Annotated in this window: 23 protein-coding genes; 19 read left to right on the top strand and 4 right to left on the bottom strand. The window is 70.8% G+C overall.

Annotated features, from left to right (window positions below):
• The 14 genes from LDL48_RS17270 to LDL48_RS17205 all read left to right on the top strand — a co-directional run bounded on the left by LDL48_RS17270 (position 1) and on the right by LDL48_RS17205 (position 17,935).
• Positions 1-672 (top strand): NuoB/complex I 20 kDa subunit family protein, encoded by a 672-nt coding sequence (locus LDL48_RS17270; protein WP_225256152.1) that lies wholly within the window; start codon positions 1-3, stop codon positions 670-672.
• Positions 669-1,388: an NADH-quinone oxidoreductase subunit C gene (locus LDL48_RS17265; protein ID WP_225256151.1), complete on the top strand. Its 720-nt coding sequence runs from the start codon at positions 669-671 to the stop codon at positions 1,386-1,388. The genes LDL48_RS17270 and LDL48_RS17265 overlap by 4 nt, the downstream gene beginning before the upstream one ends.
• Positions 1,385-2,710: an NADH-quinone oxidoreductase subunit D gene (locus tag LDL48_RS17260; protein WP_225256150.1), complete on the top strand. Its 1,326-nt coding sequence runs from the start codon at positions 1,385-1,387 to the stop codon at positions 2,708-2,710. The genes LDL48_RS17265 and LDL48_RS17260 overlap by 4 nt, the downstream gene beginning before the upstream one ends.
• Positions 2,711-3,931, top strand: coding sequence for an NADH-quinone oxidoreductase subunit NuoE (gene nuoE, locus LDL48_RS17255; RefSeq protein ID WP_225256149.1), 1,221 nt, complete (start codon positions 2,711-2,713; stop codon positions 3,929-3,931).
• Complete coding sequence (nuoF, locus tag LDL48_RS17250; protein ID WP_225256148.1) at positions 3,928-5,244, top strand: NADH-quinone oxidoreductase subunit NuoF; 1,317 nt, start codon at positions 3,928-3,930, stop codon at positions 5,242-5,244. The genes nuoE and nuoF overlap by 4 nt, the downstream gene beginning before the upstream one ends.
• Positions 5,244-7,742 (top strand): NADH-quinone oxidoreductase subunit G, encoded by a 2,499-nt coding sequence (locus LDL48_RS17245; RefSeq protein WP_225256147.1) that lies wholly within the window; start codon positions 5,244-5,246, stop codon positions 7,740-7,742. Before nuoF ends, LDL48_RS17245 begins: the two co-directional genes overlap by 1 nt.
• A complete protein-coding gene (gene nuoH / locus LDL48_RS17240) occupies positions 7,739-9,130 on the top strand; it encodes an NADH-quinone oxidoreductase subunit NuoH (RefSeq protein ID WP_225256146.1) in 1,392 nt (463 codons plus the stop codon). The genes LDL48_RS17245 and nuoH overlap by 4 nt, the downstream gene beginning before the upstream one ends.
• A gap of 1 nt (position 9,131) precedes the next feature.
• Complete coding sequence (nuoI, locus tag LDL48_RS17235; protein ID WP_225256145.1) at positions 9,132-9,809, top strand: NADH-quinone oxidoreductase subunit NuoI; 678 nt, start codon at positions 9,132-9,134, stop codon at positions 9,807-9,809.
• 5 nt (positions 9,810-9,814) lie between these two features.
• On the top strand, positions 9,815-10,579 hold the full coding sequence (locus LDL48_RS17230) for an NADH-quinone oxidoreductase subunit J (RefSeq protein WP_225256205.1): 765 nt from the start codon (positions 9,815-9,817) through the stop codon (positions 10,577-10,579).
• The gene (gene nuoK / locus LDL48_RS17225) at positions 10,576-10,875 is read left to right on the top strand and encodes an NADH-quinone oxidoreductase subunit NuoK (protein ID WP_225256144.1); all 300 of its coding nucleotides are present in this window, start codon (positions 10,576-10,578) and stop codon (positions 10,873-10,875) included. Before LDL48_RS17230 ends, nuoK begins: the two co-directional genes overlap by 4 nt.
• Before the next feature lie 11 nt (positions 10,876-10,886).
• Positions 10,887-12,809, top strand: a complete 1,923-nt coding sequence (nuoL, locus tag LDL48_RS17220; RefSeq protein WP_225256143.1) for an NADH-quinone oxidoreductase subunit L — start codon at positions 10,887-10,889, stop codon at positions 12,807-12,809.
• Positions 12,806-14,338 carry an NADH-quinone oxidoreductase subunit M gene (locus LDL48_RS17215; RefSeq protein ID WP_225256142.1) on the top strand — a complete coding sequence of 511 codons (1,533 nt, stop codon included), beginning with the start codon at positions 12,806-12,808 and terminating at the stop codon, positions 14,336-14,338. Before nuoL ends, LDL48_RS17215 begins: the two co-directional genes overlap by 4 nt.
• Positions 14,339-14,340: 2 nt before the next feature.
• Entirely contained in the window at positions 14,341-15,873 is a 1,533-nt protein-coding gene (gene nuoN / locus LDL48_RS17210) for an NADH-quinone oxidoreductase subunit NuoN (protein WP_225256141.1), read from the top strand.
• Between the two features lie 1,069 nt (positions 15,874-16,942).
• Entirely contained in the window at positions 16,943-17,935 is a 993-nt protein-coding gene (locus tag LDL48_RS17205; protein WP_225256204.1) for a polyprenyl synthetase family protein, read from the top strand.
• Here LDL48_RS17205 and LDL48_RS17200 read toward each other — a convergent pair.
• Entirely contained in the window at positions 17,932-19,125 is a 1,194-nt protein-coding gene (locus LDL48_RS17200) for an MFS transporter (RefSeq protein WP_225256140.1), read from the bottom strand. The two genes, LDL48_RS17205 and LDL48_RS17200, sit on opposite strands and share 4 nt — an antisense overlap.
• A 151-nt stretch (positions 19,126-19,276) precedes the next feature.
• Between LDL48_RS17200 and LDL48_RS17195 the strand changes: the two genes are divergently transcribed.
• From LDL48_RS17195 to LDL48_RS17185, 3 genes are all read left to right on the top strand, one after another.
• Entirely contained in the window at positions 19,277-20,074 is a 798-nt protein-coding gene (locus LDL48_RS17195) for an IclR family transcriptional regulator (RefSeq protein WP_225256139.1), read from the top strand.
• 102 nt (positions 20,075-20,176) lie between these two features.
• Positions 20,177-20,671: a sigma-70 family RNA polymerase sigma factor gene (locus LDL48_RS17190; protein WP_443667676.1), complete on the top strand. Its 495-nt coding sequence runs from the start codon at positions 20,177-20,179 to the stop codon at positions 20,669-20,671.
• On the top strand, positions 20,668-21,381 hold the full coding sequence (locus LDL48_RS17185; RefSeq protein WP_225256137.1) for an anti-sigma factor family protein: 714 nt from the start codon (positions 20,668-20,670) through the stop codon (positions 21,379-21,381). The genes LDL48_RS17190 and LDL48_RS17185 overlap by 4 nt, the downstream gene beginning before the upstream one ends.
• Before the next feature lie 20 nt (positions 21,382-21,401).
• Here LDL48_RS17185 and rarD read toward each other — a convergent pair whose 3' ends face one another.
• From rarD to eccE, 3 genes are all read right to left on the bottom strand, one after another.
• Positions 21,402-22,379 carry an EamA family transporter RarD gene (rarD, locus tag LDL48_RS17180; RefSeq protein WP_225256136.1) on the bottom strand — a complete coding sequence of 326 codons (978 nt, stop codon included), beginning with the start codon at positions 22,377-22,379 and terminating at the stop codon, positions 21,402-21,404.
• A gap of 78 nt (positions 22,380-22,457) precedes the next feature.
• Positions 22,458-22,838: a phage holin family protein gene (locus tag LDL48_RS17175; RefSeq protein ID WP_225256135.1), complete on the bottom strand. Its 381-nt coding sequence runs from the start codon at positions 22,836-22,838 to the stop codon at positions 22,458-22,460.
• Positions 22,839-22,939: 101 nt separating this feature from the next.
• On the bottom strand, positions 22,940-24,814 hold the full coding sequence (gene eccE / locus LDL48_RS17170; protein ID WP_225256134.1) for a type VII secretion protein EccE: 1,875 nt from the start codon (positions 24,812-24,814) through the stop codon (positions 22,940-22,942).
• Positions 24,815-25,258: 444 nt separating this feature from the next.
• On the opposite strand from eccE, the gene LDL48_RS17165 reads away from it, so the two are divergent.
• Both LDL48_RS17165 and LDL48_RS17160 read left to right on the top strand, forming a co-directional pair.
• Positions 25,259-25,591 (top strand): WXG100 family type VII secretion target, encoded by a 333-nt coding sequence (locus LDL48_RS17165; RefSeq protein WP_372472132.1) that lies wholly within the window; start codon positions 25,259-25,261, stop codon positions 25,589-25,591.
• A 20-nt stretch (positions 25,592-25,611) separates the two neighbouring features.
• Positions 25,612-25,905, top strand: coding sequence for a WXG100 family type VII secretion target (locus tag LDL48_RS17160; RefSeq protein WP_225256133.1), 294 nt, complete (start codon positions 25,612-25,614; stop codon positions 25,903-25,905).
• Positions 25,906-25,988: the final 83 nt, after the last annotated feature.

The raw sequence follows: 25,988 nt of genomic DNA, 5'->3' as shown, positions 1-25,988 counted from the left end.
ATGGGAATCGAAGAGAAACTGCCGAGCGGCATCCTGCTGACCTCGGTCGAGAAGCTCTCCAACTGGGCCCGCAAGTCGTCGTTCTGGGGCGCCACGTTCGGCCTGGCCTGCTGCGCCATCGAGATGATGGCGTCCGGCGGGCCGCACTACGACCTGGGCCGCTGGGGCATGGAGGTCTTCCGGGCCTCGCCCCGGCAGGCCGACCTGATGATCGTCGCCGGCCGGGTGAGCCAGAAGATGGCCCCGGTCGTCCGGCAGATCTACGACCAGATGCCGGAGCCGCGCTCGGTCATCTCGATGGGCGTCTGCGCGTCCTCCGGCGGCATGTTCAACAACTACGCGATCGTGCAGGGCGTGGACCACATCGTCCCGGTCGACATCTACCTGCCGGGCTGCCCGCCGCGGCCGGAGATGCTGATCGACGCGATCCTCAAGATGCGCGAGAAGGTCATGGCTCAGCCGCTGGGCCCGAACGGCCGCAAGATGCTGGAGGCCCGCCAGGCCGAGGGCAAGATGCCGATCGTGGCACCGGGCGCGATGCCTTCTTCGTACCGCGTCGACAAGGCCCGCCGGGCGGAGTGGACGCAGGCCGTCAAGGAGGGTCGCGAGGAGCAGCTGCGCATCGAGAACTGGATGAAGCTGCAGCCGCACCTGCGGGAGGGTGGGAAGTGAGTACGCACTCCGAATCCGACGGCGGCGTGCCGGTGACCGCGCCGGTGGGCGCGAACCTCGACGCACCGGCGCAGACCCCGCCGAGCCCGGACAAGGGCATGTTCGGCGTCCAGGGCACCGGCGACGTGTCCGGCTTCGGCGGGCTCGCCCGCCGGCGCCCGACCGGGGTGGACAGCCCGCGGCCGTTCGGCGGTTACTTCGACGAGGTGTACGACGCGCTCGAAGAGGCGTACCCGGGCTTCGCGGACGCGATCGAGAAGGTCGTGGTGGACCGCGGCGAGCTGACGCTGCACATCAAGCCCGAGCGGATCGCCGAGGTCTGCCAGATCATGCGCGACGACGAGTCGCTGCGCTTCGAGCTGTGCTCGTCCGTCGACGGCGTCGACTACCTGGGCAGCGACAACCGCCGGTTCCACATCTCGTACCAGCTGACCTCGATGACCTACCGGCGGCGGGTGCGCCTGGAGGCGGCCGTGGCCGACGGCCAGTCGCTGCCCAGCGTCACCGGCGTCTACCCGACCGCCGACTGGCAGGAGCGGGAGGCGTACGACATGTTCGGCGTCGTCTTCACCGGCCACCCCAACCTGACCCGGATCCTCATGCCGGACGACTGGGAGGGTCACCCGCAGCGCAAGGACTACCCGCTCGGCGGCGTTCCCGTCGAGTACAAGGGCGCCTCCATTCCGCCTCCTGACCAGCGGAGGGTCTACCAGTGACTACACCCGGATACGCGACCGAGCGGGAGACCACCGAGGGCCGGGTCTTCACGGTCACCGGCGGCGACTGGGACACGATCGCCGGCAACATCGACCCGCTGAGCAACGAGAAGATCGTCGTCAACATGGGTCCGCAGCACCCGTCCACGCACGGGGTGCTGCGGCTGGTGCTGGAGCTCGAGGGCGAGACCGTCACCACGGTCCGGCCGGTGGTCGGCTACCTGCACACCGGCATCGAGAAGAACCTGGAGTACCGCAACTGGACCCAGGGCGTCACGTTCGTGACCCGGATGGACTACCTGTCCAACATGTTCAACGAGGTGGGTTACTGCCTCGCGGTGGAGAAGCTGCTCGGCGTGACCGACCAGATCACCGAACGGACGAACACCATCCGGGTGATGTTCATGGAACTCCAGCGGATCGCGTCGCACCTGGTGTGGCTCGCGACCACCGGCATGGAGCTGGGCGCCATCTCGATGATGCTGTACGGCTTCCGCGAGCGGGAGTACATCCTCGACATCTTCGAGGAGACGTCCGGCCTGCGGATGAACAACGGCTACATCCGGCCCGGCGGCCTGGCCCAGGACCTGCCGGAGTCCGCTGTCCGCAAGATCCGTGACTTCCTGAAGTACCTGCCGAAGAAGCTGAAGGAGTACGAGGCCCTGCTCTCCGGCCAGGTCATCTGGCAGGAGCGGACGCAGGGTGTCGCGGTGCTGGACGTGACCGGTTGCCTGTCGCTGGGCATCACCGGCCCGGTGCTGCGCTCCGCCGGCCTGGCCTGGGACCTGCGCAAGACCATGCCCTACTGCGGGTACGAGAACTACGAGTTCGACGTGCCGACCGCCACCACGGCCGACGTGTGGGGCCGCTACCTGGTGCGGGTGGCCGAGATCCGGGAGTCGCTCAAGATCGTTGAGCAGGCGCTGGACCGGCTCCGGCCCGGTCCCATCTGGATCGACGACAAGAAGGTCGCCTGGCCGGCCCAGCTCGCGCTGGGGGTGGACGGCCTCGGCAACTCGCTGGAGCACGTCGCCAAGATCATGGGCCAGTCGATGGAGTCGCTGATCCACCACTTCAAGCTGGTGACCGAGGGCTTCCGGGTGCCACCGGGCCAGGTGTACGTCGGCATCGAACACCCGCGCGGCGAACTCGGCGTGCACGCGGTCTCCGACGGCAGCACGCACCCGTACCGGGTGCACTACCGCGACCCGAGTTTCGTGAACCTCCAGGCCATCCCGGCGATGGCCGAGGGCGCGCTGCTGGCCGACGTGATCGCCGGCGGCGCCTCCCTGGACCCCGTGATGGGTGGGTGTGACCGCTAAATGTCCGTAAGCACGCCTGAGTTCTCCCCGGCCGCCGCGCCGCTGGCCGAGAAGCTTCTGGAACCCGCGCTGGAGATCATCGCCCGCTACCCCGAGGGTCGTGGGCGCTCCGCGCTGCTGCCGCTGCTGCACCTGGTGCAGACCGAGGAGGGCTTCGTCAGCCCGAACGGTGTGGCGTTCTGCGCCGAGATCCTGGGCATCAACAAGGCCCAGGTGGGCGCGGTCGCCACCTTCTACACCATGTACAAGCGCAAGCCCACCGGCGACTACCTGGTCAGCGTCTGCACCAACACGTTGTGCAACGTGATGGGCGGCCAGGAGGTGTACGACCAACTGGCCGAGCACCTCGGCGTCGGCCACGACGAGACCACGGCCGACGGCAAGATCACGCTGGAGCACGCCGAGTGCCTCGCGGCCTGCGACTACGCGCCGGTGATGACCGTCAACTACGACTTCGCGGTGGACAACACCACCCCGGAGGCGGCGGTCGGCCTGGTCGAGCAGCTGCGCGCCGGGGAGCGGCCGATGCCCAGCCGCGGCGCCCGGATCTGCTCGCTCAAGGAGATGCAGGTGCAGCTCGCCGGCTTCGCCGACGAGCGGGACGGCGCGGTCGCGGACGGTCCGGCCGGCGCGCCCACGCTGCGCGGCGTGACGCTCGCGCAGGAGCACGGCATCGCGGTGGCGAACTTCAACCTCGACACCCCGATCACCAAGACCAAGCCGGCCCGCGAGGACGCCGGCGACGGCAAGGTGAGCACCGCCGCGAAGAAGGCCGCGGGTGCGGTCAAGACCGCGGCCGCCACGGTGGCCGGTGTGGCGGAGAAAGCCGCGGAGAAGGCGACCGAGAAGGTCGCCGAGACCCGCAAGTCGCGTCCCCGCAAGACGGCCGCAGCCAAGCAGGCCACCGACAACGCGGGCAAGGTCACCGACACCGGCGACGTCAAGGACCCCGAGGTCCGCACGGCCGAACAGCGCAACCCCACCATGGGTACGCCGGACCGGACCGGCGACGCGACGGCCACCGAACCGGTGCCGACCAACCCGGCGGAGGCGGCCGGGGTCGCCCAGAACCAGACCGCCGGTGACGGCAAGCCGGCCGGTGACACCGAGCGCGGCGAGAGCATTGTCGGCGAGTCCACGGCAGGCACCGGCGACGCGACGACCGCCACGGAGAACCCCGGGTGGAACAACGCGCAGCGCGGGAACGAGGAGACGAAGTGACTCAGCCACGGCGTGAGGTGCTCCAGAAACTGACCCCCGTCCTGACCAAGCGCTGGCTGTCGCCGGACGCCTGGAAGATCGACGTGTACCAGCGGCTGGACGGGTACGCCGCGCTGCGCAAGGCCCTGGACGTGCACCCGGACGACCTGATCCAGCTGGTCAAGGACTCCGGACTGCGCGGCCGGGGCGGCGCCGGCTTCCCGACCGGTCTCAAGTGGGGCTTCATCCCGCAGGGCGACGGCAAGCCGCACTACCTGGTGGTGAACGCGGACGAGGGCGAGCCGGGCACCTGCAAGGACCTGCCGCTGATGACGTACGACCCGCACTCGCTGATCGAGGGCGTGATCATCGCCAGCTATGCGATCCGGGCCAGCCGGGCGTTCATCTACATCCGCGGCGAGGCGGTACACGCGGCCCGCCGGCTGCGGCACGCGGTACGCGAGGCGTACGCCAAGGGCTTCCTCGGCGAGAACATCCTGGGCTCCGGGTTCGACCTGGACCTGGTGGTGCACAGCGGTGCCGGCGCGTACATCTGCGGCGAGGAGACCGCGCTGCTCGATTCGCTCGAGGGCTTCCGCGGCCAGCCCCGGCTGCGCCCGCCGTTCCCCGCGGTGGCCGGCCTGTACGCCAGCCCGACCGTGGTGAACAACGTCGGCACCATCGCCAGCGTGCCGTACATCGTGCTGGGCGGCGCGGACTGGTGGAAGAGCATGGGCACCGAGAAGTCGTCCGGCCCGATGATCTACTCGCTGTCCGGCCGGATCGCCAACCCGGGCCAGTACGAATGCGGCCTCGGCATCACCCTGCGCGAGCTGATCGAGCTGGCCGGTGGCATGCAGCCGGGCCACAACCTGAAGTTCTGGACGCCCGGCGGCTCGTCGACGCCGCTGCTCACCGACGAGCACCTGGACATCCCGCTGGACTTCGAAGGGGTGGCCGGAGCCGGCTCGATCCTGGGCACCACCGCGACCCAGATCTTCTCCGACCAGGACTGCCCGGTGTACGCGACCTGGCGCTGGCTGGAGTTCTACCACCACGAGTCCTGCGGCAAGTGCACCCCGTGCCGCGAGGGCAACTACTGGATGGTCCGGACGTACCGGCGCATCCTCTCCGGCCAGGGCGCCTACGCCGACCTGGACACGCTGCAGGACACCGCGGACAACATCTTCGGCCGGTCCTTCTGCGGCCTCGGCGACGGTGCGGCCACCCCGGTCGTGTCCACGTTGAAGTGGTTCCGGCAGGACTACCTGGACTACATCGAGGGCCGGACCGCTCCGCGGCTGTCCGAGAAGGCCCTGGTAGGAGCGCACTGATGACCGACGTCGCCAAGAAGACCGACACCGTCACCCTGACCGTCGACGGCGTCGAGGTGGTAGCCGAGAAGGGCGAGCTGGTCATCCGGGTCGCCGAGCGGATGGGCATCGCGATCCCGCGGTTCTGCGACCACCCGCTGCTCGCTCCCGCGGGCGCCTGCCGGCAGTGCCTGGTCGAGGTGGAGGGCCAGCGCAAGCCGGTGGCCTCCTGCACCCAGACCGTGGCCGAGGGCATGGTGGTCAAGACCCAGCTCAGCTCCCCGGTCGCCGCCAAGGCGCAGGCCGGCATCATGGAGATGCTGCTGATCAACCACCCGCTCGACTGCCCGACCTGCGACAAGGGCGGCGAGTGCCCGCTGCAGAACCAGGCGATGTCCAGCGGCCGCGCGGACACCCGGTTCCACGAGCACAAGCGCGAGTACGAGAAGCCGATCCACATCTCCAGCCAGGTGCTGCTGGACCGGGAACGGTGCATTCTCTGCCAGCGCTGCACCCGGTTCTCCGAGGAGATCGCCGGCGACAAGTTCATCGACCTGATGGACCGCTCGTCCGGCGAGCAGATCAACGTGTACCGCGACGACTTCTTCGGCGGCGACGGCACCGGCGACGGCCAGGTCGGCGACGACGAGGGTGACGTCCCGTTCAACTCGTACTTCTCCGGCAACACCATCCAGATCTGCCCGGTGGGCGCCCTGACCGGCGAGCAGTACCGCTTCCGGGCCCGCCCGTTCGACCTGGTCTCCACGCCGACCACCTGCGAGCACTGCGCGGCCGGCTGCTCGATGCGGGCGGACCACCGGCGCGGCAAGGTGCTGCGCCGGCTGGCCGGTGACGAACCGGCGGTCAACGAGGAGTGGAACTGCGACAAGGGCCGGTGGGGCTTCCGGTACGCGAACGCGTTCGACCGGCTCACCACGCCGCTGGTCCGCGAGGCCGACACCGGCGAACTGCGCGAGGCGTCGTGGAGCGAGGCGCTGCTCGCCGCGGCCGAGGGACTCAAGGCGGCCCGCGAGCGTGGCGTCGGCGTGCTGACCGGCGGCCGGCTCACCGTCGAGGACGCCTACGCGTACGCGAAGTTCGCCCGGGTCGTGCTCGGCACCAACGACGTCGACTTCCGGGCCCGGCCCCTGCGCGCCTCTGGCGCCTCGGACGGCACCGACGAGGAATCCGCATTCCTGGCCGCCTCGGTGGCCGGGGTGACCGACGTGACGTACGCCGACGTGGAGGACGCCCCGTCCGCGGTGATCGTCGGGCTGGAGCCCGAGGAGGAGTGCCCGATCCTGTTCCTGCGCATGCGCAAGGGACATCTGAAGAAGAAGCTGCAGGTGACGGCCGTTGCGCCGTACCTGAGCCGGGGGTTCGAGAAGCTCGGCGCCGCGCTCGTGGCGGCCGTCCCGGGCGACGAGGCCCGGCTGCTGGCCACCGACCCGGCGATCGCCGCCGCGCTCGGCGCCCCGGGCGCGATCCTGTTCGTCGGTGAGCGGCTGGCGACCGTGCCGGGTGGCCTCTCGGCCGCCGCGGCGCTGGCCGCCCGGACCGGTGCCCGGCTCGCCTGGGTGCCGCGGCGCGCCGGCGACCGCGGCGCCGTGGACGCGGGGTGCCTGCCCAACCTGCTGCCCGGTGGCCGCCCGGTCACCGACGCGGACGCACTCGCCGAGATCTCCGCCGCCTGGGACCTGCCGGACGGGGCACTGCCCGGCACCCCCGGACGTGACACCGACGGCATCCTGGCCGCGGCCGCCGACGGCACGCTGGGCGGCCTGCTGGTGGCCGGCGTCGACCCGGCCGACCTGGCCGACCCGCGGCTCGCCGAGCAGGCGCTCGACGCGGTGCCGTTCCTGGTCAGCCTGGAACTGCGGCAGAGCGCGGTGACCCGCCGGGCCGACGTGGTGCTGCCGGTCGCACCGGCGGTCGAGAAGGCCGGCACGTACCTGGACTGGGAGGGACGGCTGCGCAGCTTCGAGGCCGTGCTGCCCACCGGCACGATGACCGACGGCCGGGTGCTGGAGGCGATCGCCGCGCTGCTGGAGGTCTCGCTCGGCACCGGGGACGTGAACGCGATCCGCCGGGAGCTGGGTGCGATGCCGGCCAGCCGGTCCGCGCGCCCGGCGCTGCCCAGCGTCCCGCCGGCCGAGGTGCCGCAGCGGGGCGAGCACGAGGCCGTGCTGTCCACCTGGCACCACCTGATCGACCTCGGCTCGATGCTCGACGGCGACGAGCCGCTGGCCGGCACCGCGCGGTCGCCGCTGGTGCGGCTCGGCAAGGACCTGGCCGGCGCGCTCGGGGTCGTCGACGGTGACGCGGTCACCGTGAGCACCGACCGGGGCGGGATCACGCTCCCGGTCGAGATCACCGACCTGCCCCCGCAGGTGGTGTGGCTGCCCACCAACTCGCCCGGCTCGACGCTGCGCCGCAGCCTGGGTGTCACCTCGGGCGCGGTGGTCCGGCTGGCCGCCGGCACCCCCGGCCCGATCCTCGCTGAGGGGGCTCACCAGTGAAAGAGACATTCTTCGCCGCCGCGCAGGATCCGACCCTTCAGACGTTCGAGAACGAAGTCTGGTGGATCGTCCTCATCAAGCTGCTCGGCGTCTTCGTCATCCTGCTGCTCCTGACGCTCTTCACGATCAACTACGAGCGCAAGGTCGTGGCCCGGATGGCGGTCCGGCCCGGACCCAACCAGGTCGGGCCGAAGGGCTGGCTGCAGAGCCTCTCCGACGGCATGAAGCTGCCGTTCAAGGAAGAGATCATCCCGAAGACCGCCGACAAGGTGGTGTACTTCATCGCCCCGGTGATCTCGGCGACGGTGGCGTTCACCGCGTTCTCGGTGATCCCGTTCGGACCGGTCGTGTCGATCTTCGGCCACAAGACCGCGCTCCAGCTCACCGACGTGTCGATCTCGGTGCTGGTGCTGCTCGCCTGCTCGTCGATGGCGGTCTACGGCGTGGTGCTGGCCGGCTGGGCGTCGGGCTCGACGTACCCGCTGCTGGGCGGTCTGCGCTCGGCCGCGCAGATGATCTCGTACGAGGTTGCGATGGGCCTGTCCATCGTGGCGGTCTTCATGACCGCCGGCACGATGAGCACCTCGCAGATCGTCAAGGCGCAGGCCGGCAACGACCCGGTCACCTACGACATCCTCGGCTGGCATCCGACCACGCCGAGCTGGTACGCGGTCCTGCTGCTGCCCAGCTTCATCATCTACTGCATCTCGGCGGTGGGCGAGACCAACCGGGCCCCGTTCGACCTGCCCGAGGCGGAGTCCGAGCTGGTCGGCGGCTTCCACACCGAGTACTCGTCGTTCAAGTTCGCGCTGTTCTTCCTGGCCGAGTACATCAACATGATCACCGTCTCGGCGTTCGCCACCACGCTGTTCCTCGGCGGCTGGCGGGCACCGTGGCCGATCACCGAGTTCTGGGCCGGCGCGAACTCCGGCTGGTGGCCGCTGCTCTGGTGGCTCGGCAAGGTGCTGATCCTGCTGTTCGGCTTCATCTGGCTGCGCGCCACGCTGCCCCGGATGCGCTACGACCAGTTCATGCGGTTCGGCTGGAAGGTCCTCATCCCGATCAACCTGGTGTGGATCCTGTTCCTGGCCGGTGTCCGGGTGGCCCGCCAGGAGCTGTCCGGTGCCTCGCTGGCCGTGACGATCGCGGTCGCGGCCGCACTGATCCTGGTGATCGCGCTGCTCTGGCCGGCCAGCCGGAAGCCCCGCCAGCTGTCGCTGGAGGAGCAGATCGCGTCCCGGCCGCCCGGCAGTTTCCCGGTCCCGCCGATCGACCTGCAGGTGCCGCCGAGCCCGCGGGCGCGGCGTGCGGTGGCCGAGCGGGCCCCCGCGACGGTCGGCGGCGGCACCACCGAGACATCCGACGACGCACCAGACAAGGAGGTGTGACGTGGGAACGTTCACCGGCTCGTTCAAGGGCTTCGGGGTGACCTTCGCGCACATGTTCCGCAAGGTCATCACCACCGACTACCCGTTCACGCCGCCCGCTCCCGCGCCGCGTTACCACGGCCGGCACATCCTCAACCGGCACCCGGACGGGCTGGAGAAGTGCATCGGCTGCGAGCTGTGCGCCTGGGCCTGCCCGGCGGACGCGATCTACGTGGAGGGTGGCGACAACACCGACGAGATGCGTTTCTCGCCCGGTGAGCGGTACGCCAGCGTCTACCAGATCAACTACGCCCGCTGCATCTTCTGCGGCCTGTGCATCGAGGCCTGCCCGACCCGCTCGCTCACCATGAGCAACGAGTACGAGCTGGCCCGGGACAGCCGGCAGGACCTCATCTTCACCAAGAAGGAACTGCTGGCGCCGCTGCTGCCGGGCATGGAGCAGCCGCCGCACCCGATGCGGCTGGGCGACACCGACAAGGACTACTACCTCGGCGCGCTCACCAACCCGGGCACGTCCGCGGGCGCCGAGCGGGCCCCCTGGTCGGACAGCGGCACGCAGGACGCGAGCACCGCGGGCGACGGCGACCGGCCGGAGACCGCGGGGACCGCGCGGAAGGACAACCCCAAGGCCGAGGCGGCCGCCTCCGGCCTCGGCGGCGGGAAGGGTGACGGCAAGTGAACGAACTGAGCATCGTCGCCGCGGCCGCCGGTCAGGTGTCGACCGGTGAGGCGTGGGCCTTCTGGATCCTCGGCACCCTGGCCGTCATCGGCGGGCTGGGCATGGTGATCGCCCGCAACGCGGTGCACTCCGCGCTGTGGCTGGTCGTCACGATGCTCTGCCTGGGCTTCCTGTACGTGGTCAACGCCGCGCCGTTCCTCGGCGCCGTGCAGATCATCGTGTACACCGGCGCGATCATGATGCTGTTCCTGTTCGTGCTCATGCTCGTCGGCCGGGACGCCTCCGACTCGCTGATCGAGACGCTGCGCGGGCAGCGGGTGGCCGCGGTCGTGCTCGGCGTCGCGTTCGCCGGACTGATCGGCACCGGCCTGGCCCGGGCGCTGGGTGACAACCCGGTGGTCGGCCTCACCGAGGCCAACGCGGACGGCAACGTGCAGGGCCTGGCCGCCCTGCTCTTCACCCGGTACGTGTTCGCGTTCGAGGTCACCTCGGCGCTGCTGATCACGGCGGCGGTGGGCGCGATGATCCTGGCGCACGTCGAGCGCGCCAAGGAGGACGCCGTCGACCAGGTGACCCGGATGCGCGAGCGCTTCCGGCCGGGCAACTACCCGGCCCCCAAGGCCGGCCCGGGCGTGTACGCGAACACCATGTCGGTCGCCGCGCCGGCCAAGCTGCCGGACGGCAACGGCGCCGAGCGCAGCATCTCGGCGATCCTGCCGGTCCGTGAGTTGACCGCCGGCGAGGCCGCACCGAAGGGAACCGAGAAATGACCCCGGACTACTACCTGGTCCTGGCGGCCATCCTGTTCACCATCGGCGCCACCGGCGTGCTCATCCGCCGTAACGCCATCGTGCTGTTCATGTGCATCGAGCTGATGCTGAACGCCGCGAACCTGGCCCTGGTGGCCTTCAGCCGGATCAACGGCAACCTCGACGGGCAGATCATCTCCTTCTTCGTGATGGTGGTGGCCGCGGCGGAGGTCGTAGTCGGTCTTGCGATCATCATGTCGATCTTCCGGACGCGGCGGTCGGCGAGCGTCGACGACGCCAACCTCCTCAAGTACTAAAGGGACTTCACGTGGAAGAGAGTGTGGAGTACGCCCACGCGACGGGGCTGCTGAGCGGCATCTGGCTGCTCGTGGCCATTCCGCTGGCGAGCGCGGCGATCCTGCTGCTGCTCGGCCGGCGGGCCGACAGGTGGGGACACTGGCTCGGCGTCGCCTCGGTCGCCGCCTCGTTCGTGCTCGGCCTGTCGATGTTCATCAGCCTGCGCGGGCTGGAGGGCAACCGGACGGCCGAGCAGAGCCTGTTCGACTTCATCGTCGTCGGCAACCTGCACGTCGACTTCGGGTTGCTGTTCGACCCGCTGTCCGGCGTGTTCGTGCTGCTGATCACCGGCGTCGGCTCACTGATCCACCTGTACGCGGTGGGCTACATGGAGCACGACCCGGGACGGCGGAGGTTCTTCGGGTACTTCAACCTCTTCGTCGCCGCGATGTTGCTGCTGGTCCTCGGCAACAACTACGTGATGCTCTACTTCGGCTGGGAGGGCGTCGGCCTGGCGTCGTACCTGCTGATCTCGTTCTGGTACACCCGCCCGTCCGCGGCCACCGCGGGCAAGAAGGCGTTCCTGATGAACCGGGTCGGCGACGCCGGCCTGGCCATCGGCATCTTCCTGATGTTCGCCACGGTCGGCAGCACCAACTACGACGAGGTGTTCAACTCGGTCGGCGCGCTGACCTCGGGCACGGTGCTGGTGCTCGGCATCCTGCTGCTGCTCGGCGCGGCCGGTAAGTCCGGCCAGTTCCCGCTGCAGGCGTGGTTGCCGGACGCCATGGAGGGCCCGACCCCGGTCTCCGCACTGATCCACGCGGCGACCATGGTCACCGCCGGCGTCTACCTGATCGCCCGGTCCAACCCGATCTTCACGGCGAACCACACGCTGCAGCTGATCGTGGTCAGCGTCGGCGCGCTGACGCTGCTGATGGGCTGCATCATCGGCGCCGCCAAGGACGACATCAAGCGCGTCCTGGCCTGGTCCACGGTGAGCCAGATCGGCTACATGTTCGTCGGTGTCGGGCTGGGCGGCGGCGCGTACGCACTGGCCATCATCCACCTGCTCGCGCACGGCTTCTTCAAGGCCAACATGTTCCTCGGCGCCGGCTCGGTCATGCACGGCATGCACGACCAGGTGGACATCCGGCGCTTCGGCGGTCTGCGCAAGTACATGCCGATCACCTGGGCCACGTTCGGCGTCGGGTGGCTCGCCATCATCGGCATCCCGCCGCTGTCCGGCTACTTCTCCAAGGAACCGATCATCGCGTCCGCGTTCGAGCGGGAAGGCTGGACGGCCTGGTTGTTCGGCATGGCGGCGCTGCTCGGCGCCGGCCTGACCGCCTTCTACATGACCCGCCTGTTCGTGTTGACGTTCCACGGTCCGAAGCGCTGGACCGAGGACATCCACGAGCCGCACGAGTCCCCGGCGATCATGACGATCCCGCTGGTCCTGCTGGCGATCGGGTCGGCCGGTGCCGGCATCCTGATGGCGAGCGTCGTGCCGGAGTGGCTGGCACCGGTGCTCGGCGAGGAGGCGGGGGAGGCGCACGGCGTCCTCGGCCACACCACCATCACGGTGCTGTCGATCGCGGTCACGCTGCTCGGCGCCGGTCTGGCCTGGATGATGTTCCGCAACGGCACCGCCAAGCAGGAACAGCCGGCCGGCGTGCTGGTCACCGCGGCCCGGCGCAACCTCTACACCGACGCGTTCAACGAGGCGGTGTTCGAGAAGCCCGGCATCTACCTGACCCGGGCGCTGGTCTACCTGGACAACAAGGGCATCGACGGCGCGGTCAACGGACTCGCCGCGACGATCGGTGGCAGCTCCGGCCGCCTGCGCCGGATGCAGACCGGGTTCGTCCGCTCGTACGCCCTCTCGATGCTTACCGGCGCCCTGCTCGTGGTCGGCGCCTTCCTCGCGATCCAACTGGGGTGGCTGGCGTGAGTAACTTCCCGTTCCTGTCCATACTGACGCTCCTGCCCCTGGTGGGTGCGTTGGTGGTGGCGTTCATCCCGAGCCGCAAGAGTCAGCTGGCGAAGATCGTCGCGCTGGGCTGGTCGCTCGCGGTGCTCGTGCTGAGCATCGTCATGTGGATCGCGTTCGAGATCGGCGGCGACCGCTTCCAGTTCCGCGAGTCGTACCCGTGGATCCCGTCCTGGGACGTGCGGTTCACGTTCGCCGCGGACGGCATCGCGCTGGTGATGCTGGTGCTGATCGCGCTGCTCGTACCCCTGGTCATCCTGGCCTCGTGGCACGACGCCGAGCAGACCAAGCGGTCCGTGCCCACCTACTTCGCCCTGCTGCTGGCGCTGGAATGCACGATGATCGGCGTCTTCGCCGCCGCCGACGTCTTCCTGTTCTACGTGTTCTTCGAGGTCATGCTGGTGCCGATGTACTTCATCATCGGCTCCTACGGCGGCGCCCGCCGCCAGTACGCCGCGGTGAAGTTCTTCCTCTACTCGCTGGTCGGCGGCCTCTTCATGCTCGCCGCCGTGATCGGCCTGTGGGTGGTCGGCGGCCGCACGTTCGACTGGCAGACGCTGGTCAACGCGGACCTCGACACCACCACCGCGCGCTGGCTGTTCCTCGGCTTCTTCATCGCGTTCGCCATCAAGGCGCCGTTCTTCCCGTTCCACACCTGGCTGCCGGACGCCGGTGGCGCCGCGCCGGCCGGTGCGGCCGCGCTGCTCGTCGGCGTGATGGACAAGGTGGGTACGTTCGGCATCCTGCGGTACTGCCTGCCGATGTTCCCCGAGGCGTCCCGCTGGTTCGCGCCGACCGCGCTGGCCCTGGCGGTGATCGGCATCATCTACGCGGCGCTGCTCGCGGTCGGTCAGAACGACCTGAAGCGGCTGGTGTCGTACACGTCGATCGCGCACTTCGGCTTCATCGGCATCGGCATCTTCGCGTTCACCACGCAGGCCGGCACCGGCTCCGTGCTCTACATGGTCAACCACGGCCTCGCCACCGGCCTGCTGTTCCTGGTCGTCGGCATGTTCGTGGCCCGGCGCGGCTCCGCGCTGGTGAGCGACTTCGGTGGCGCCGGCAAGCTGGTCCCGGTGCTGGCCGGCGTGCTGTTCTTCGCCGGTCTGGCCTCGCTGGCGCTGCCCGGCACCGCGCCGTTCGTCAGTGAGTTCCTGGTGCTGATCGGCACGTTCACCGTGCACAAGACGTACGCCGTGGTGGCCACCCTGGGCATCATCCTGGCCGCCGCGTACGTGCTCTGGATGGTGCAGCGGACCACGCAGGGCACGCTCAACCCGGCACTCACCGAGGTACCGGCCATGCAGCGGGACATCTCCCTGCGCGAGAAGGTGGTCGTGGCCCCGCTCATCGCGCTGCTGATCCTCTTCGGCTTCTACCCGAAGCCGATCACCGACGTGATCAACCCGGCGGTCCAAGCCACCATGCAGGACGTCGGCACGACCGATCCGGCGCCGACGGCGGTCGCAAACGGAAGGACGGCTCCGTAGCCATGGGAGAGCTGAAACTGCCCGAGATCGACTACGGGGCCCTGCTGCCGATGTTGATCCTGTTCGGGGCGGCATGCGTCGGCATCCTGATCGAGGCCGCCCTGCCGAAGGAGCGGCGCCACGCGATCCAACTCAGCCTGGCGCTGCTGTCCACGGTCGCCGCCCTGGTCGCCGTGATCCTGGCCCGGGACATCCGGACCATCACCATCGGCGGTGCCGTCGCGGTGGACGGCCCCACGCTGTTCCTGCAGGGCGCGCTGCTGCTGCTCGGCCTGGTCTCGCTGCTGCTGATCGGCGAGCGGAGCCTGGAGGCCGGCGGGGCGTTCGTGTCCCAGGCCGCGATCACCGTGGGCTCACAGAAGGACCTCCGGCAGGCCGGCAGCCAGCCCGGCGGCCCCGAGGTGTACCCGCTGACGCTCTTCGCCCTGGGCGGCATGCTGCTGTTCGTCGCCGCGAACGACCTGCTCACGATGTTCGTGGCGCTCGAAGTGCTGTCGCTGCCGCTCTACCTGATGTGCGCGCTGGCCCGGCGCCGGCGCCTGCTCAGCCAGGAGGCGGCACTCAAGTACTTCCTCCTCGGCTCGTACGCCTCCGCGTTCTTCCTGTTCGGTGTCGCCCTCATCTACGGCTTCGCGGGCGGGGTCCAGCTCAGCCAGGTGCACGACGCGGTGGTCACCCCGGAGCGCAGTCAGGTGCTGCTGTACGCCGGCCTCGCGCTGGTCGCCATCGGCCTGCTCTTCAAGGCCGCGCTGGCGCCGTTCCACGTGTGGACGCCGGACGTCTACCAGGGCGCGCCGACGCCGATCACCGCGCTGATGGCGGCCTGCACCAAGGTGGCCGCGTTCGGTGCCCTGCTGCGGATCCTGTACGTGTCGTTCGAGGGCGTCCGCTGGGACTTCCAGCCGGTGCTGGGCGGCATCGCGGTGCTCACCATGCTGGTCGGCGCGGTGCTCGCGGTCACCCAGACGGACATGAAGCGGCTGCTCGCGTACTCGTCCATCGCCAACGCCGGCTACCTGCTGGTCGGCGTGCTGGCGCTCAACCGGGACGGCCTGGCCAGCACGATGTTCTACCTGGTCGCGTACGGCTTCTCGGTGCTCGCGGCGTTCGGCATCGTGACGCTGGTCCGGGACGCGGACGGCGAGGCCACCCACCTGTCCCGGTGGGCCGGGCTGGGGCGCAAGAGCCCGTTGTTCGCCGGCCTCTTCACGTTCATCCTGCTCGCCTTCGCCGGCATCCCGCTGACCAGCGGTTTCACCAGCAAGTTCGCGGTCTTCGGGGCGGCCATCGAGGGCGGGCAGACCTGGCTGGTCATCTTCGGCGTCATCACCAGCATGCTGCTGGCGTTCCCGTACCTGCGGGTCGTCGTCATGATGTGGCTGTCCGAGCCGGGCGAGTCGACCCCGTCCGTGTCGATCCCGGGGGCGCTCACCTCGGCGGCCCTGACCATCGGGGTGGTGGCCACGCTGGCGCTGGGCGTGGTGCCGGCTCCGCTGATCGACCTGACCAACGACGCGGCGCAGTTCGTCCGATAGCGCGGTTCTGTTTGCGGGAAGGCCCTGGCCGGGTGTCCGGTCGGGGCCTTCGTCATTTCGGTGCGAATTGCCGCGTCGTGCAGCACCGATCGGCGCGACCGTTACACCGTGCACTCAAAAGACATAGCGGAACGTGCTTGGCTATGCATCATCTGTTACGCCGAGTAATCAAAATTGGCGTGGAGCCGCTTCCCGGCGCGGCTCTGCGATGATGTTCGGTAGGCGGTTTTGGGGCGGAATAGCGTGGAGCCGTCGAATGGGGTGCCGTCGCCGTCGGGACCGCCGGTCACCTCGCCGCGGGCCCGCACGTTTGGGGACCGTCCGCCGCCAAGATCTGACGTCGCTTCCAGGACTCTTCCATGACGGCGGTGGCTGAGCGGGCTGTCGTGGGCGGTTGCCGATCGGGATGACGTCCTGAGCGCGCTTGGGTGCGCCACTGCAAGTGCCCGCAGCGGAACCGCCGGCGCGTGGGGAGCTGTGGCGTGCTCCTCACCTCAACTCCCCACCAGGCTCCGGACCGCGATGCGCGTGGGGAGCTGCGGCGTGCTCCTCACCTCAACTCCCCACCAGGCTCCGGACCGCGATGCGCGTGGGGAGCTGTGGCGTGCTCCTCACCTCAACTCCCCACAAGAATCCGGACCGCAACGCGTGTGCGGAGATGTGGCGTGCTGCGCGCCGGAAGTCGACACGCGGGTTCGAGATGGGGCGTGTTGGGGTGTGGCGTGTCGGATGTCATGCGCAATGGGCCGCCTGATTGCGAGTGTCATGCGCAATGGGTCGCCTGATTGCGAGTTCCGGGTGTCTGCGGAATTGATCGACGCCTTGGCCTGGGCTTGTGCGCTGTTCGTGCCGGATGGTTCGATGCCGGGACGGCGGTCGACGTTCTTGTGCGTGTGTCGGCAAGGGCCGGCGGCCGGGTGGCCGGCGTGCCCACGACGGTGCCGGGCTGAGCGGCGGGACGTCTCCGTCCCCCGTACCCGTGAATTGATCTTGGAGAAAGCACCCCTGGAGCGAAACCGTCACACCGGTATGGCATCGTGAATGTGTGGTGAGCACCGGTGACAGCGCGATGGCGTCGCTCGGCCTGGACATTGACCCGTCGGTCGATGCTTCGGTGTCGGCGACTCTGGCGGCTGTGGAGGAGGCGCTGCGCAGCCACGTGGCCAGTGCCGACCCGCTGGTCGCGGAGGCCGCCCGGCATCTCATGGACGCGGGCGGCAAGCGGTTCCGGCCGCTGATCCTGGCCCTGGGCGCGCAGTTCGGCGACCCCACCCGGACCGAGATCGTGCCGGCCGCGCTGGTGGTGGAGCTGACCCACCTGGCGACGCTCTACCACGACGACGTGATGGACGAGGCGGCCGTGCGGCGCGGCGCGCCGTCGGCGAACGCCCGCTGGGGCAACTCGGTGGCGATCCTGGTCGGTGACTACCTCTTCGCCCGGGCCGCCGACATCGCCGCCACGCTGGGGCAGGAGGCGGTTCGCCTGCAGGCGCAGACGTTCGCGCGTCTGGTGCACGGGCAGATCGCCGAGACGGTGGGTCCGCGCGGCCGCGACCCGATCGAGCACTACCTGCAGGTGATCACGGAGAAGACCGCGTCGCTGATCGCGACGTCCGCGCGGTTCGGCGGGCTGTTCTCGGGCGCGGCGCCGGAGCTGGTCGACGCCCTCGAGGGGTACGGCGAGACGATCGGCATCGCCTTCCAGCTCTCCGACGACCTGCTCGACATCGCCTCCGAGTCGGTGCAGTCCGGCAAGACGCCCGGCACCGACCTGCGCGAGGGCGTGCCCACGCTTCCGGTGCTGTATGCGCTGGCCGGCGACGACACCGACGCCTCCGCGGTGCGCCTGCGGGAGATCCTGGCCACCGGTCCGGTGACCGACGACCGGCTGCACGCCGAGGCGCTCGGGCTGCTGCGCGAGTCGGCCGCGATGAAGCGGGCCCGGGAGACCGTCCGGAGCTACGCCGAGGAGGCCCGGTCCCGGTTGGCGCCGCTGCCCGACGGCGCGGCCCGCCGGGCGATGGAAGCGCTCTGCGACTTCATCGCCGACCGGACCAACTAGGTATTCCCCGTGTGGCGGCGCAGCATCGCGCTGCCCAGCAGCATCAGCGCCGCCGCTGACACCATCGCGGTCGCGGCCACCGTCCACATTACCGGGTACCCGGCCGCCGCGGCGATGCCGCCCAGACCGAGCGGGCCGACGCAGCCGCCCGCGTAGATTCCGGTCTGGGTGATCGAGGTGGCCGCGGCCGGCGCCTGCGGGTGCAACCGGACCACCGCGAAGTTCATCAGACCCGGCCACGCCCAGCCCAGGCCGAAGCCCAGCACCACGCCGGCCACCAGCGCGGGCGTGCCGGGCACCGCCAGCAACGCCAGACCGGCCGCGCCGACGGCCAGCAGGCCGGCGATCACCCCGACCTGGCGACCGGGCCGAAGGTCCGCCTGCCAGCCGCCGATGATGCGGGCCAGCCCGCACACGACGCCGCCGAGCGTCAGCGCCAGGCCGGCCGGGCCGGGCGCGACGCCGCGGACCACGGCCGAGTCGACCAGGAACGTGCCGAGCGCGTTCGCCGCGCCCGCCGCGAGCATGCCGGCCACGCCGAGGACCACCAGCGCCATGGTGGCGCGGTCGGCGCCGTCGCCGCGGGACCGGCGATGCCCGTCGTTCTCCTTCGGCGTCAGCGGGATCACCGCCAGGGCCAGCACCCCGGCCAGCACGAACGCCCAGCGCCAGCCGACGGTCAGCGCCACCGTCGGCACCGCGACGCCGGCCAGCAGCGTGGAGACCGGGATGGCGGCCTGCTTGACGCCGAACGACAGGCCCTGCCGGCGCACCGGGACGTGCTGGGCCAGGCTGCTGTTGCTGGCGAGTTGGCCGAGCGCGTTCGCGGCCGCGCCCAGCACCAGGACGGCCACCAGGCTCCACAGCGACCGGGCGGCGACCGCCACGGCGAACAGCGACGCGGCGGCCAGGCCGATGGCGTACCGGGCGACCCGGGTGGAGCCGTACCGCTCGACGACGGCACCGGCCGGCACCGAGGCGAGCGCGCTGGCACCGAAGTACGCCGACACGGCCAGGCCCAGGCCGGCCGGGGAGAAGCCGAGTTCGTCGCCGATCTGGACGGCCAGACCGCCGACCAGGAACACCGGGATGGAGACCGCGATGGTGGTGGTCAGCGCCCCGGTCGCCGCCGACCACGGGCGACGGTCGTCCGCACCGGTCGCGGCGGTCGGGATGCGAGGTGCGGCCATCCGTCGCAGACTAGCCCGGGAAGGCCCGACCGGGACGGTGAGTGGTAATGACCACACGTCGCGTGCAGATAGACCGTGATCGACGTGCGTTTGGCATTCCGTCCGAGGAAGTTTCTTCATATGGTGTAAGTCCCCGGCGTCGGAGGTAGCAGTGCGCGACCCCCTGGCGGAGCCGTCAGACCTCATCCGGAGCGTGTCACGCGCCCTGCGCGTACTCGAATCGGTGGGTCGGGCCCCGCGCGGACTCACCGTGAAACAGATCGCGAGACGGTGCGAGCTGACCGTCGCGACGACCTATCACCTCGTCCGTACTCTCGCCTACGAGGGTTACGTGATCCGTCGTGAGGACGGCACGTACATCGTGGGCCTCGAGATCGCCGACCGGTACCGCGAACTGGTCTCGGCGTTCCGCGGGCCACCGGCGGTGGGTGAGGCGTTGCGCCGGGCCGCGATGGACACCGGCTACAGCCACTACCTGGGCCGGTTCGTCGGAGGCCGGATCGCGGTCACCGCGTCGGCGGAGGGCGGGCGCACCCCGTTCCTGGACGACATGGCGCCCGGTTTCGACGAGGGCGGGCACGCCACCGCACTGGGCAAGGCACTGCTGGCCACGCTGACCCCCGACCAGCGCGCCCGGTACCTGCGGGACTACGGCATGCGGGCGTTCACGCCGGCCACCCTGACCAGTCCGGAGGCGCTCGAGGCCGACCTGGTGGCGGGGGAGCGGCGGGGCATGCAGCTGGAAATGGGCCAGTTCCGCCAGGGACTGGCCTGCGCCGCGGTCACCGTGGTCGCCGACCGGGACATGGAACGCCGGCTCGTCCTCGCCTGTGCGCTGCCCGCCGCCGAGATGCTCACCTCCGCCCGGGTGGTCCGGGCCAAGCTCACCACGGCCGCCCGCAACGTCGCGGAGGCCTTATCCACGAGTGGCGATGCCGCTACGGCCTGACGTGCACGGCTAAGGAATCGTTGAACCGAGTCCTCTCCTCGCCCGTAAAACAGGGTGGAACGCGAGGGGAGGGCGGCGGGCTTGGAAAACCAGGATGCCGAGCTGCTCCGCGCTCTCCAGGACGAGCACGGGGACGCGCTGTACGCGCATGCCGTGCGGCTGACCGGCGGCGACCGGCAACGCGCGGAGGATCTGGTCCAGGAGACGCTGTTGCGGGCCTGGCGCAATCCGGAGGCGCTGGACCCGCGGCGGGGCGCGGTGCGGTCGTGGCTGTTCACCACCGCGCGCAACCTGTCGATCGACGCCTGGCGGCGACGGTCCGTGCGGGTGGGCGAGGTGGTGACCGACATGATTCCCGAACCGCCGCCGAGCGCAGACGAGGCGGACCGGGCGGTGGAGGCGTGGACCGTGGCGGAAGCCCTGGCCCGGTTGTCGTCGACCCACCGCGAGGTGCTGGTCGAGTGCTTCTACCAGGGCCGGTCGGTCGCCGAGACCGCCGCCCGGCTGGGCATTCCGCCGGGCACGGTCAAGTCGCGTACGCACTATGCACTGCGGTCACTGCGGGTGGTACTGGACGAGATGGGGGTGACGGGATGAGGTGCGAGCACGAGCACGACGACGGCGCGTACGTCCTCGGCGCCCTGTCGCCCGCCGAGCGCGCCGCGTACGAACGGCACCTCGCCACCTGCTCCTTCTGCCGCGAGGCGGTGGCCGACATCGCGGTCCTGCCCGGTCTGCTGGGCCGGCTCGACCCGGCCGACTTCGCGAAGCTGCTCGACCCGACGCTGGCGCCGGTGCCGCCGTCCGCGCCGCCGAACCGGACGCCCGACCTGGTCACGGCCGCGCAGACGACCCGACGGCGGGAACGCAAGCAGGCTCGCGTCCGGGTGCTGAGCACCGCACTCGCGGCGGCCGTGGTGGCGCTGGTGGTCGGGATCGGCGCGGTGTTCCTGATGGACAGCGGTACGCCGTCGACACCCCCGCCCCCGGGTGAGGTGGTGGCCATGACGCCGGTGAACGACAGCATCCCGGTGTCCGCCCGGCTCAGCCTGGACGGGGCGGCCGGTGGCACCAAGGTCAACGTGGTCTGTTTCTACAACCGCAGTTCGCCGGCCCTGAAGGCGTACACCGTGCGGTTGCTGGCGTTCGGCCCGGACGAGGAGACCGATCAGCTCGGCTCCTGGGTGGCCTCACCGGGCAAGGAGTTCAGCATGGCCGGCGTCACGCACTTCTCCAGCGGCAACCTGTCGCGGCTGGAACTGGTGCGCAACGACGGCACCACGCTGCTCGCCTACGACGTCCCGTGATCCGGGCCTTCGGGCCCGGGTCAACGTGGCGGTAGGGCGGTGGCCGGTTCGGCGGTGGCGGCCGCTGTACCGGTCGCCGCCCCTTCCGTGGCGGTCCGGCCGGTTCTGGCGCGGTCGATCCGGGCGCGGCGGGCGCCCCGGATGCCGTCCGCGGTGAAGACGATCAACGCGAGCCAGACCAGGGCGAAACCGGCGAGACGGGCCGGCGGCATCGGCTCGTGGAACAGCAGCACCCCGACGCCGAGCTGAATGACCGGCGCCACGTACTGCAGGATGCCGAGGCCGACCATCGGCACCCGGTTGGCCGCGCCCGCGAAGAGCAACAGCGGGATCGCCGTCGCGGCGCCGGACCCCAGGATGAGTACGGTGTGGGCCACCGAGACGCGCCCGACCTCCGCGCTGCCGGCGAGGTTCAACCAGCCGAGGTACGCGAGCGCCGGCAACGCCAGCACCGCCGACTCCACGAAGAGCCCTTCGGCCGGTGGCATCGACAGGCGCTTCTTGACCAGGCTGTACGAGCCGAACGTGGCGGCCAGGATCAGCGCGATGTACGGCAGGTGCCCGTAGTCGACGGTCAGCACGGCCACCGCGGCCCCGCCGATCGCGACCGCCAGCCACTGCCACACGTTCAGCCGTTCCCGCTGCACGGTCACGCCGAGCAGCACCACGACCAGCGGGGTGATGAAGTACCCGAGCGCCGTCTCGACCACCCGCGCCGAGTTCACCCCGACGATGTAGGTCGCCCAGTTCACCGCGATCAGGGCGGCGGCGAGCGTCACCCCGCCCAGCAGGCGCCGGTCGCGGACCAGCCGGCCGAGGAACCGCCAGTTCCGCATCACCGCCAGCAGCAGGCTGATGAAGACGACGGACCAGACGATGCGGTGGGCCAGGATCTCGAACGGCGTGGCGGGGCGGAGCAGCTTGAAGTAGATGGGGAAGAAGCCCCACAACACGTACGCGCTCAACCCGTACAGATAGCCGCGGCGTTCCTCGGTCACCACCCCACGGTAAGGGCAGCTCGGGAGACTGGTCCTTGCATATGTCCTAGCTCACCAGGCCAATCCGGCCCGGGTGGCTCAGTCGTCGCCGTCCGGGACGAGCAGGTTGAGGACCCAGCTGACGACGCCGACCAGGAGCGCGCCGAGGACCGCCGACGGCCAGAAGTCGTCGACGTGGAACGGCAGGTCGAACTCGCCCGCGATCCAGCTGGTCAGCATGAAGAGCAGCCCGTTGACGACGACCGCGATCAGGCCCAGCGTCAGCACGTAGAGCCCGCACCCGATGGTCTTGATGATCGGCCGCAGGACGGCGTTCACGACGCCGAAGATGACCGCGACCGCGAGCAGCGTGCCCACCTTGCCGGGAAGGGATTCCGTGGTCAGCTCGATGCCGTCGATGACCAGCGTCGCGATCCACAGCGACACCGCGGTGATCACCAGCCGGAGGATGATGCCCATGACTCGGATGGTGCCATGGTCACGCCAGTTCCCCGGGATGCAACACTCGATCTCTGTCGTTGCTTCTCCCGCCGCGACCTGCGGTTCCGGCCTCCCGGGGCTCAGCCGCGGGCCGGTGGACCGACCAGCTGGGCCTCGATCGGTGTCGGTGCCAGCGCCGCCCAGCGCACCGCACGCCGGTTCACCAGGCCGACCATGTCGGCGCGGATCCGGGTCAGCCACTGTGCGGTCTCGCCCAGCCCGACCGCGGCGCCCACCAGGTCCGCCTCGTCGGCGCGCAACGGCTGGAGCACGAGCAGATCGGCGCGCGACGCGACGTCGACGTCCGCCGGGCCGAAGTCGTCGCGTACCACCAGCGTCGCCTGCCAGCCGCCGCCCGGGCGGGTGTCCGCACCGACCGGCCCCACGTCGACCACCACCAGGAGCGGGTGCAGGGCCGATCCGGGCGGAACCGGAACCGCCCGGCCCGGCGGCACCACCGCGATCGACTCACCCGGTACGGCCGCGCCCCGCACGAACGGCTCCCACGCGTGCGGCCGGGACGTCTGCACCACCACCCGGGCACCCAGCGCCATCGCCCGCAGCGCGAGCAACTGGGCGCAGCGCACGCCGCCGACCAGCAGAATGCGGGTCTGCTCGGGCCGGAAGAGCCGCGCCACGACCGGCTCGCCGCCGCGGTTGAGGCCGAGCATGACCCCGGCCGCGCCGACCGAGAGCTCCAGCCCGCCGGCCGCGTCGGCGGGCAGGCCGCGGTCGGTGATCCGGCCCGGCACGTCGACCACGGCGCCGCCGCCCAGGGGAAGGCTCGCGGCCAGCCCGTCGAGATGCGCGCCGTCCAGCCGGTCGGCGCGAGCCCGCTCGGGGGCGAGCAACTTCCGCAGCGCCTGACCGGCCGCGGTCAGTGCGGCGGCGTCCGGGGCGGCCAACCGGACGGTGACGTCGACGGCGGTGACCGTCCGCCCGCCCTCGATCCGGTGACCGGCGGCTACCGCAACGGTCGTCGCGGAGGCGGGCGACGCGAGGATCCGCGAGACCAGCCGCCGGGTCGTCTCGGCCGGCTGCCCGGGCCGCTGCCGCAGCCGGAAGGTGGTCTGCGCCAGGCCGCCGATCCGCAGACCGGACCAGGTCTCCCGGGCCGGAGTGCCGTCGTCGTGGGCCAGCTCGGCGATCACCCGCAGCGCCGCGGCCTCGCCGAGCGGGCGGGCGGGCACCGTGCCGAGCCGCCGCCGCGCCTTGCGGACCAGGCCGGACAGCGTGCGGCGCAGATCGTCGGGGGACCAGCCCTCGGCATACCGCACGTGCACGGTCAGCAGCGCACGGCCGTGCCCGAGCAGGCGGCCCTCGGTGAGCTGCCGGTAGGAGTTGGCCGGAGTGCCGTTGCCGGCGCTGACCGCCGGGGCCGGCACGCCGGTCAGCAGCACCTGGATGCGGCACGGTGGGTGGTCCGGGCCGGCCGGCGGGAGCAGCGCCGCCGGTGACGGCAGGACGAACACGTCCTCGGCGAGCAGGCCGGCCGGATCGCCGAGCTCGAGGATCGCGGTGAGGCCGGACCCGTCGACCACGACCGCGGCCGGATCGCCCGCCAGGTCGGCGTGCTCCACCCGGGCACCGGGGGCGACCAGGCCGATCAGCGCGGTCGGCGAGGCGTCCACCGGCATGCTGTGCCGGCGGCCCGCATAACGCGCCGCGGTGCCCACCCACTCGAAGGCCCACCGGCCCCGTACCCGCAGCCAGGTGGCGGCGAGCAGCCCGACGGCCAGCGGCGTGGCGGCGATCAGCGCCATGGTCCCGTGCCGGGCGCCGGCCAGGAGCAGCACGGCGGCGAGCTGGGTGCCGAGGAGCTGGCCGGTGCGGATGCCGAGGATGCGGCCGCGGTGCACCGGGCGGGACCGGGCGGCGCCGTCCGTGCCGGTCGCCTTTCCGTCGAGGGGGGTGCCGAGGTCGGCGAGGTCGCGGCCGGTCAGGCTCGTCGTCACCGCAACCACTTCCTCTCCGCTCGATCCCTGCCTGCGCCCGCCGGATGCTCGCCTTGCCCCCGCCGGGTTGCTTGCCTTGCCCCCGCTGGGATGCCACCCCCGCTGGGATGCCACCCCCGCTGGGATGCCAGCCCTGCTGGCGCCCGGATGCCTGGCGTGCTCTCCGTCTGGTGCCTGCGGTGCGGGAGTCATGGTATTGCCCGGCGTGGATCCGCAGGAGCCCCTGTGGACAGCGGGGGCCGTTGTCCACAGCTTCCCCACAGGGGTACCGGCGCCGCGTCCGGACCGCTACCGTCGGCCACGGAAATCGATGGGTGCGCAGCTCAGACTCGCCCCCCATGGCACTGACGGAGCGACTAGCCTGAGGGCCCTCATCGATGTGCCGGCCGTCGGTCCATCGTGGATCGGCACGCGTGTCCGACGTAGTCCTTACAAGAAGGCGGGGTGACGTCCGGGGTGGCCCAGACGCAGGCAGAGTTCGCGGTGATGGCGAAGACCGCCGCGAAGTTCGAGACGGTGAACGGCTCGCTCACATCCATGCTGAACAACCTGATGTCCGAGTTGTCGGTGCTGAGTTCGGCCTGGAAGGGCATGGCCGGCGGCGAGTTCGAGAAGGTGAAGGCGCAGTACGCCAAGGACCTGCGGGACCTGAACCGGGCGCTCGCCGAGACCGCTTCCGCGGTACGCACGTCCGGCGTCCGGTACGACGCTTCCGACAGCGACGCCGCGTCCCGCGTCACCAAGTCCGGCGGCGGCGGATACACGCTTCCGCTCTAGCCCACCGGGGAGGAGATCCGATGAACGACGGGATGCTTCTGGTCAATTTCGGTGCACTCGCCCAGGCGAGCGCCGACATCCAGAAGGCGCTGAACCAGCTGCAGTCGCAGCTCCAGCAGCTCGAGCGGGACGCCGGTCCGCTGGTGGCCACGTGGGACGGCCCCGCGCGAGCCGCCTACCAGGCACGTCAGCGCAAGTGGCAGGCGGCTGCGGAGGACCTGTCCGGGATTCTGCGCAACATCAAGATCGCGGTGGACGAGTCGGCCGCCGACTACCAGACCACCGAGCGCGCCGCGACGCAGCGCTTCGAGTGAGCGGCACCGCGCGGCCGGGAAGTCCCGTTTCCCGCTGCTTGTCCCGGTCGCGCGCCGCCACCCACTGTCACTAGACGGCTCCC

It is taken from the genome of Jidongwangia harbinensis (assembly GCF_020216025.1).
Classification (GTDB): domain Bacteria; phylum Actinomycetota; class Actinomycetes; order Mycobacteriales; family Micromonosporaceae; genus Actinoplanes; species Actinoplanes harbinensis.
This window is presented reverse-complemented; position numbering and strand designations above follow the sequence as displayed.

What these genes read in the sequence shown, in the direction of transcription:
- LDL48_RS17270 (WP_225256152.1), top strand. Translation starts at nt 1, where the DNA reads ATGGGAATCGAAGAGAAACTGCCGAGCGGCATCCTGCTGACCTCGGTC.
- nuoE (WP_225256149.1), top strand. Translation starts at nt 2,711, where the DNA reads ATGTCCGTAAGCACGCCTGAGTTCTCCCCGGCCGCCGCGCCGCTGGCC.
- LDL48_RS17245 (WP_225256147.1), top strand. Translation starts at nt 5,244, where the DNA reads ATGACCGACGTCGCCAAGAAGACCGACACCGTCACCCTGACCGTCGAC.
- nuoK (WP_225256144.1), top strand. Translation starts at nt 10,576, where the DNA reads ATGACCCCGGACTACTACCTGGTCCTGGCGGCCATCCTGTTCACCATC.
- nuoN (WP_225256141.1), top strand. Translation starts at nt 14,341, where the DNA reads ATGGGAGAGCTGAAACTGCCCGAGATCGACTACGGGGCCCTGCTGCCG.
- LDL48_RS17205 (WP_225256204.1), top strand. Translation starts at nt 16,943, where the DNA reads ATGGCGTCGCTCGGCCTGGACATTGACCCGTCGGTCGATGCTTCGGTG.
- LDL48_RS17200 (WP_225256140.1), bottom strand. Translation starts at nt 19,125, where the DNA reads ATGGCCGCACCTCGCATCCCGACCGCCGCGACCGGTGCGGACGACCGT.
- LDL48_RS17185 (WP_225256137.1), top strand. Translation starts at nt 20,668, where the DNA reads ATGAGGTGCGAGCACGAGCACGACGACGGCGCGTACGTCCTCGGCGCC.
- LDL48_RS17175 (WP_225256135.1), bottom strand. Translation starts at nt 22,838, where the DNA reads ATGGGCATCATCCTCCGGCTGGTGATCACCGCGGTGTCGCTGTGGATC.
- LDL48_RS17160 (WP_225256133.1), top strand. Translation starts at nt 25,612, where the DNA reads ATGAACGACGGGATGCTTCTGGTCAATTTCGGTGCACTCGCCCAGGCG.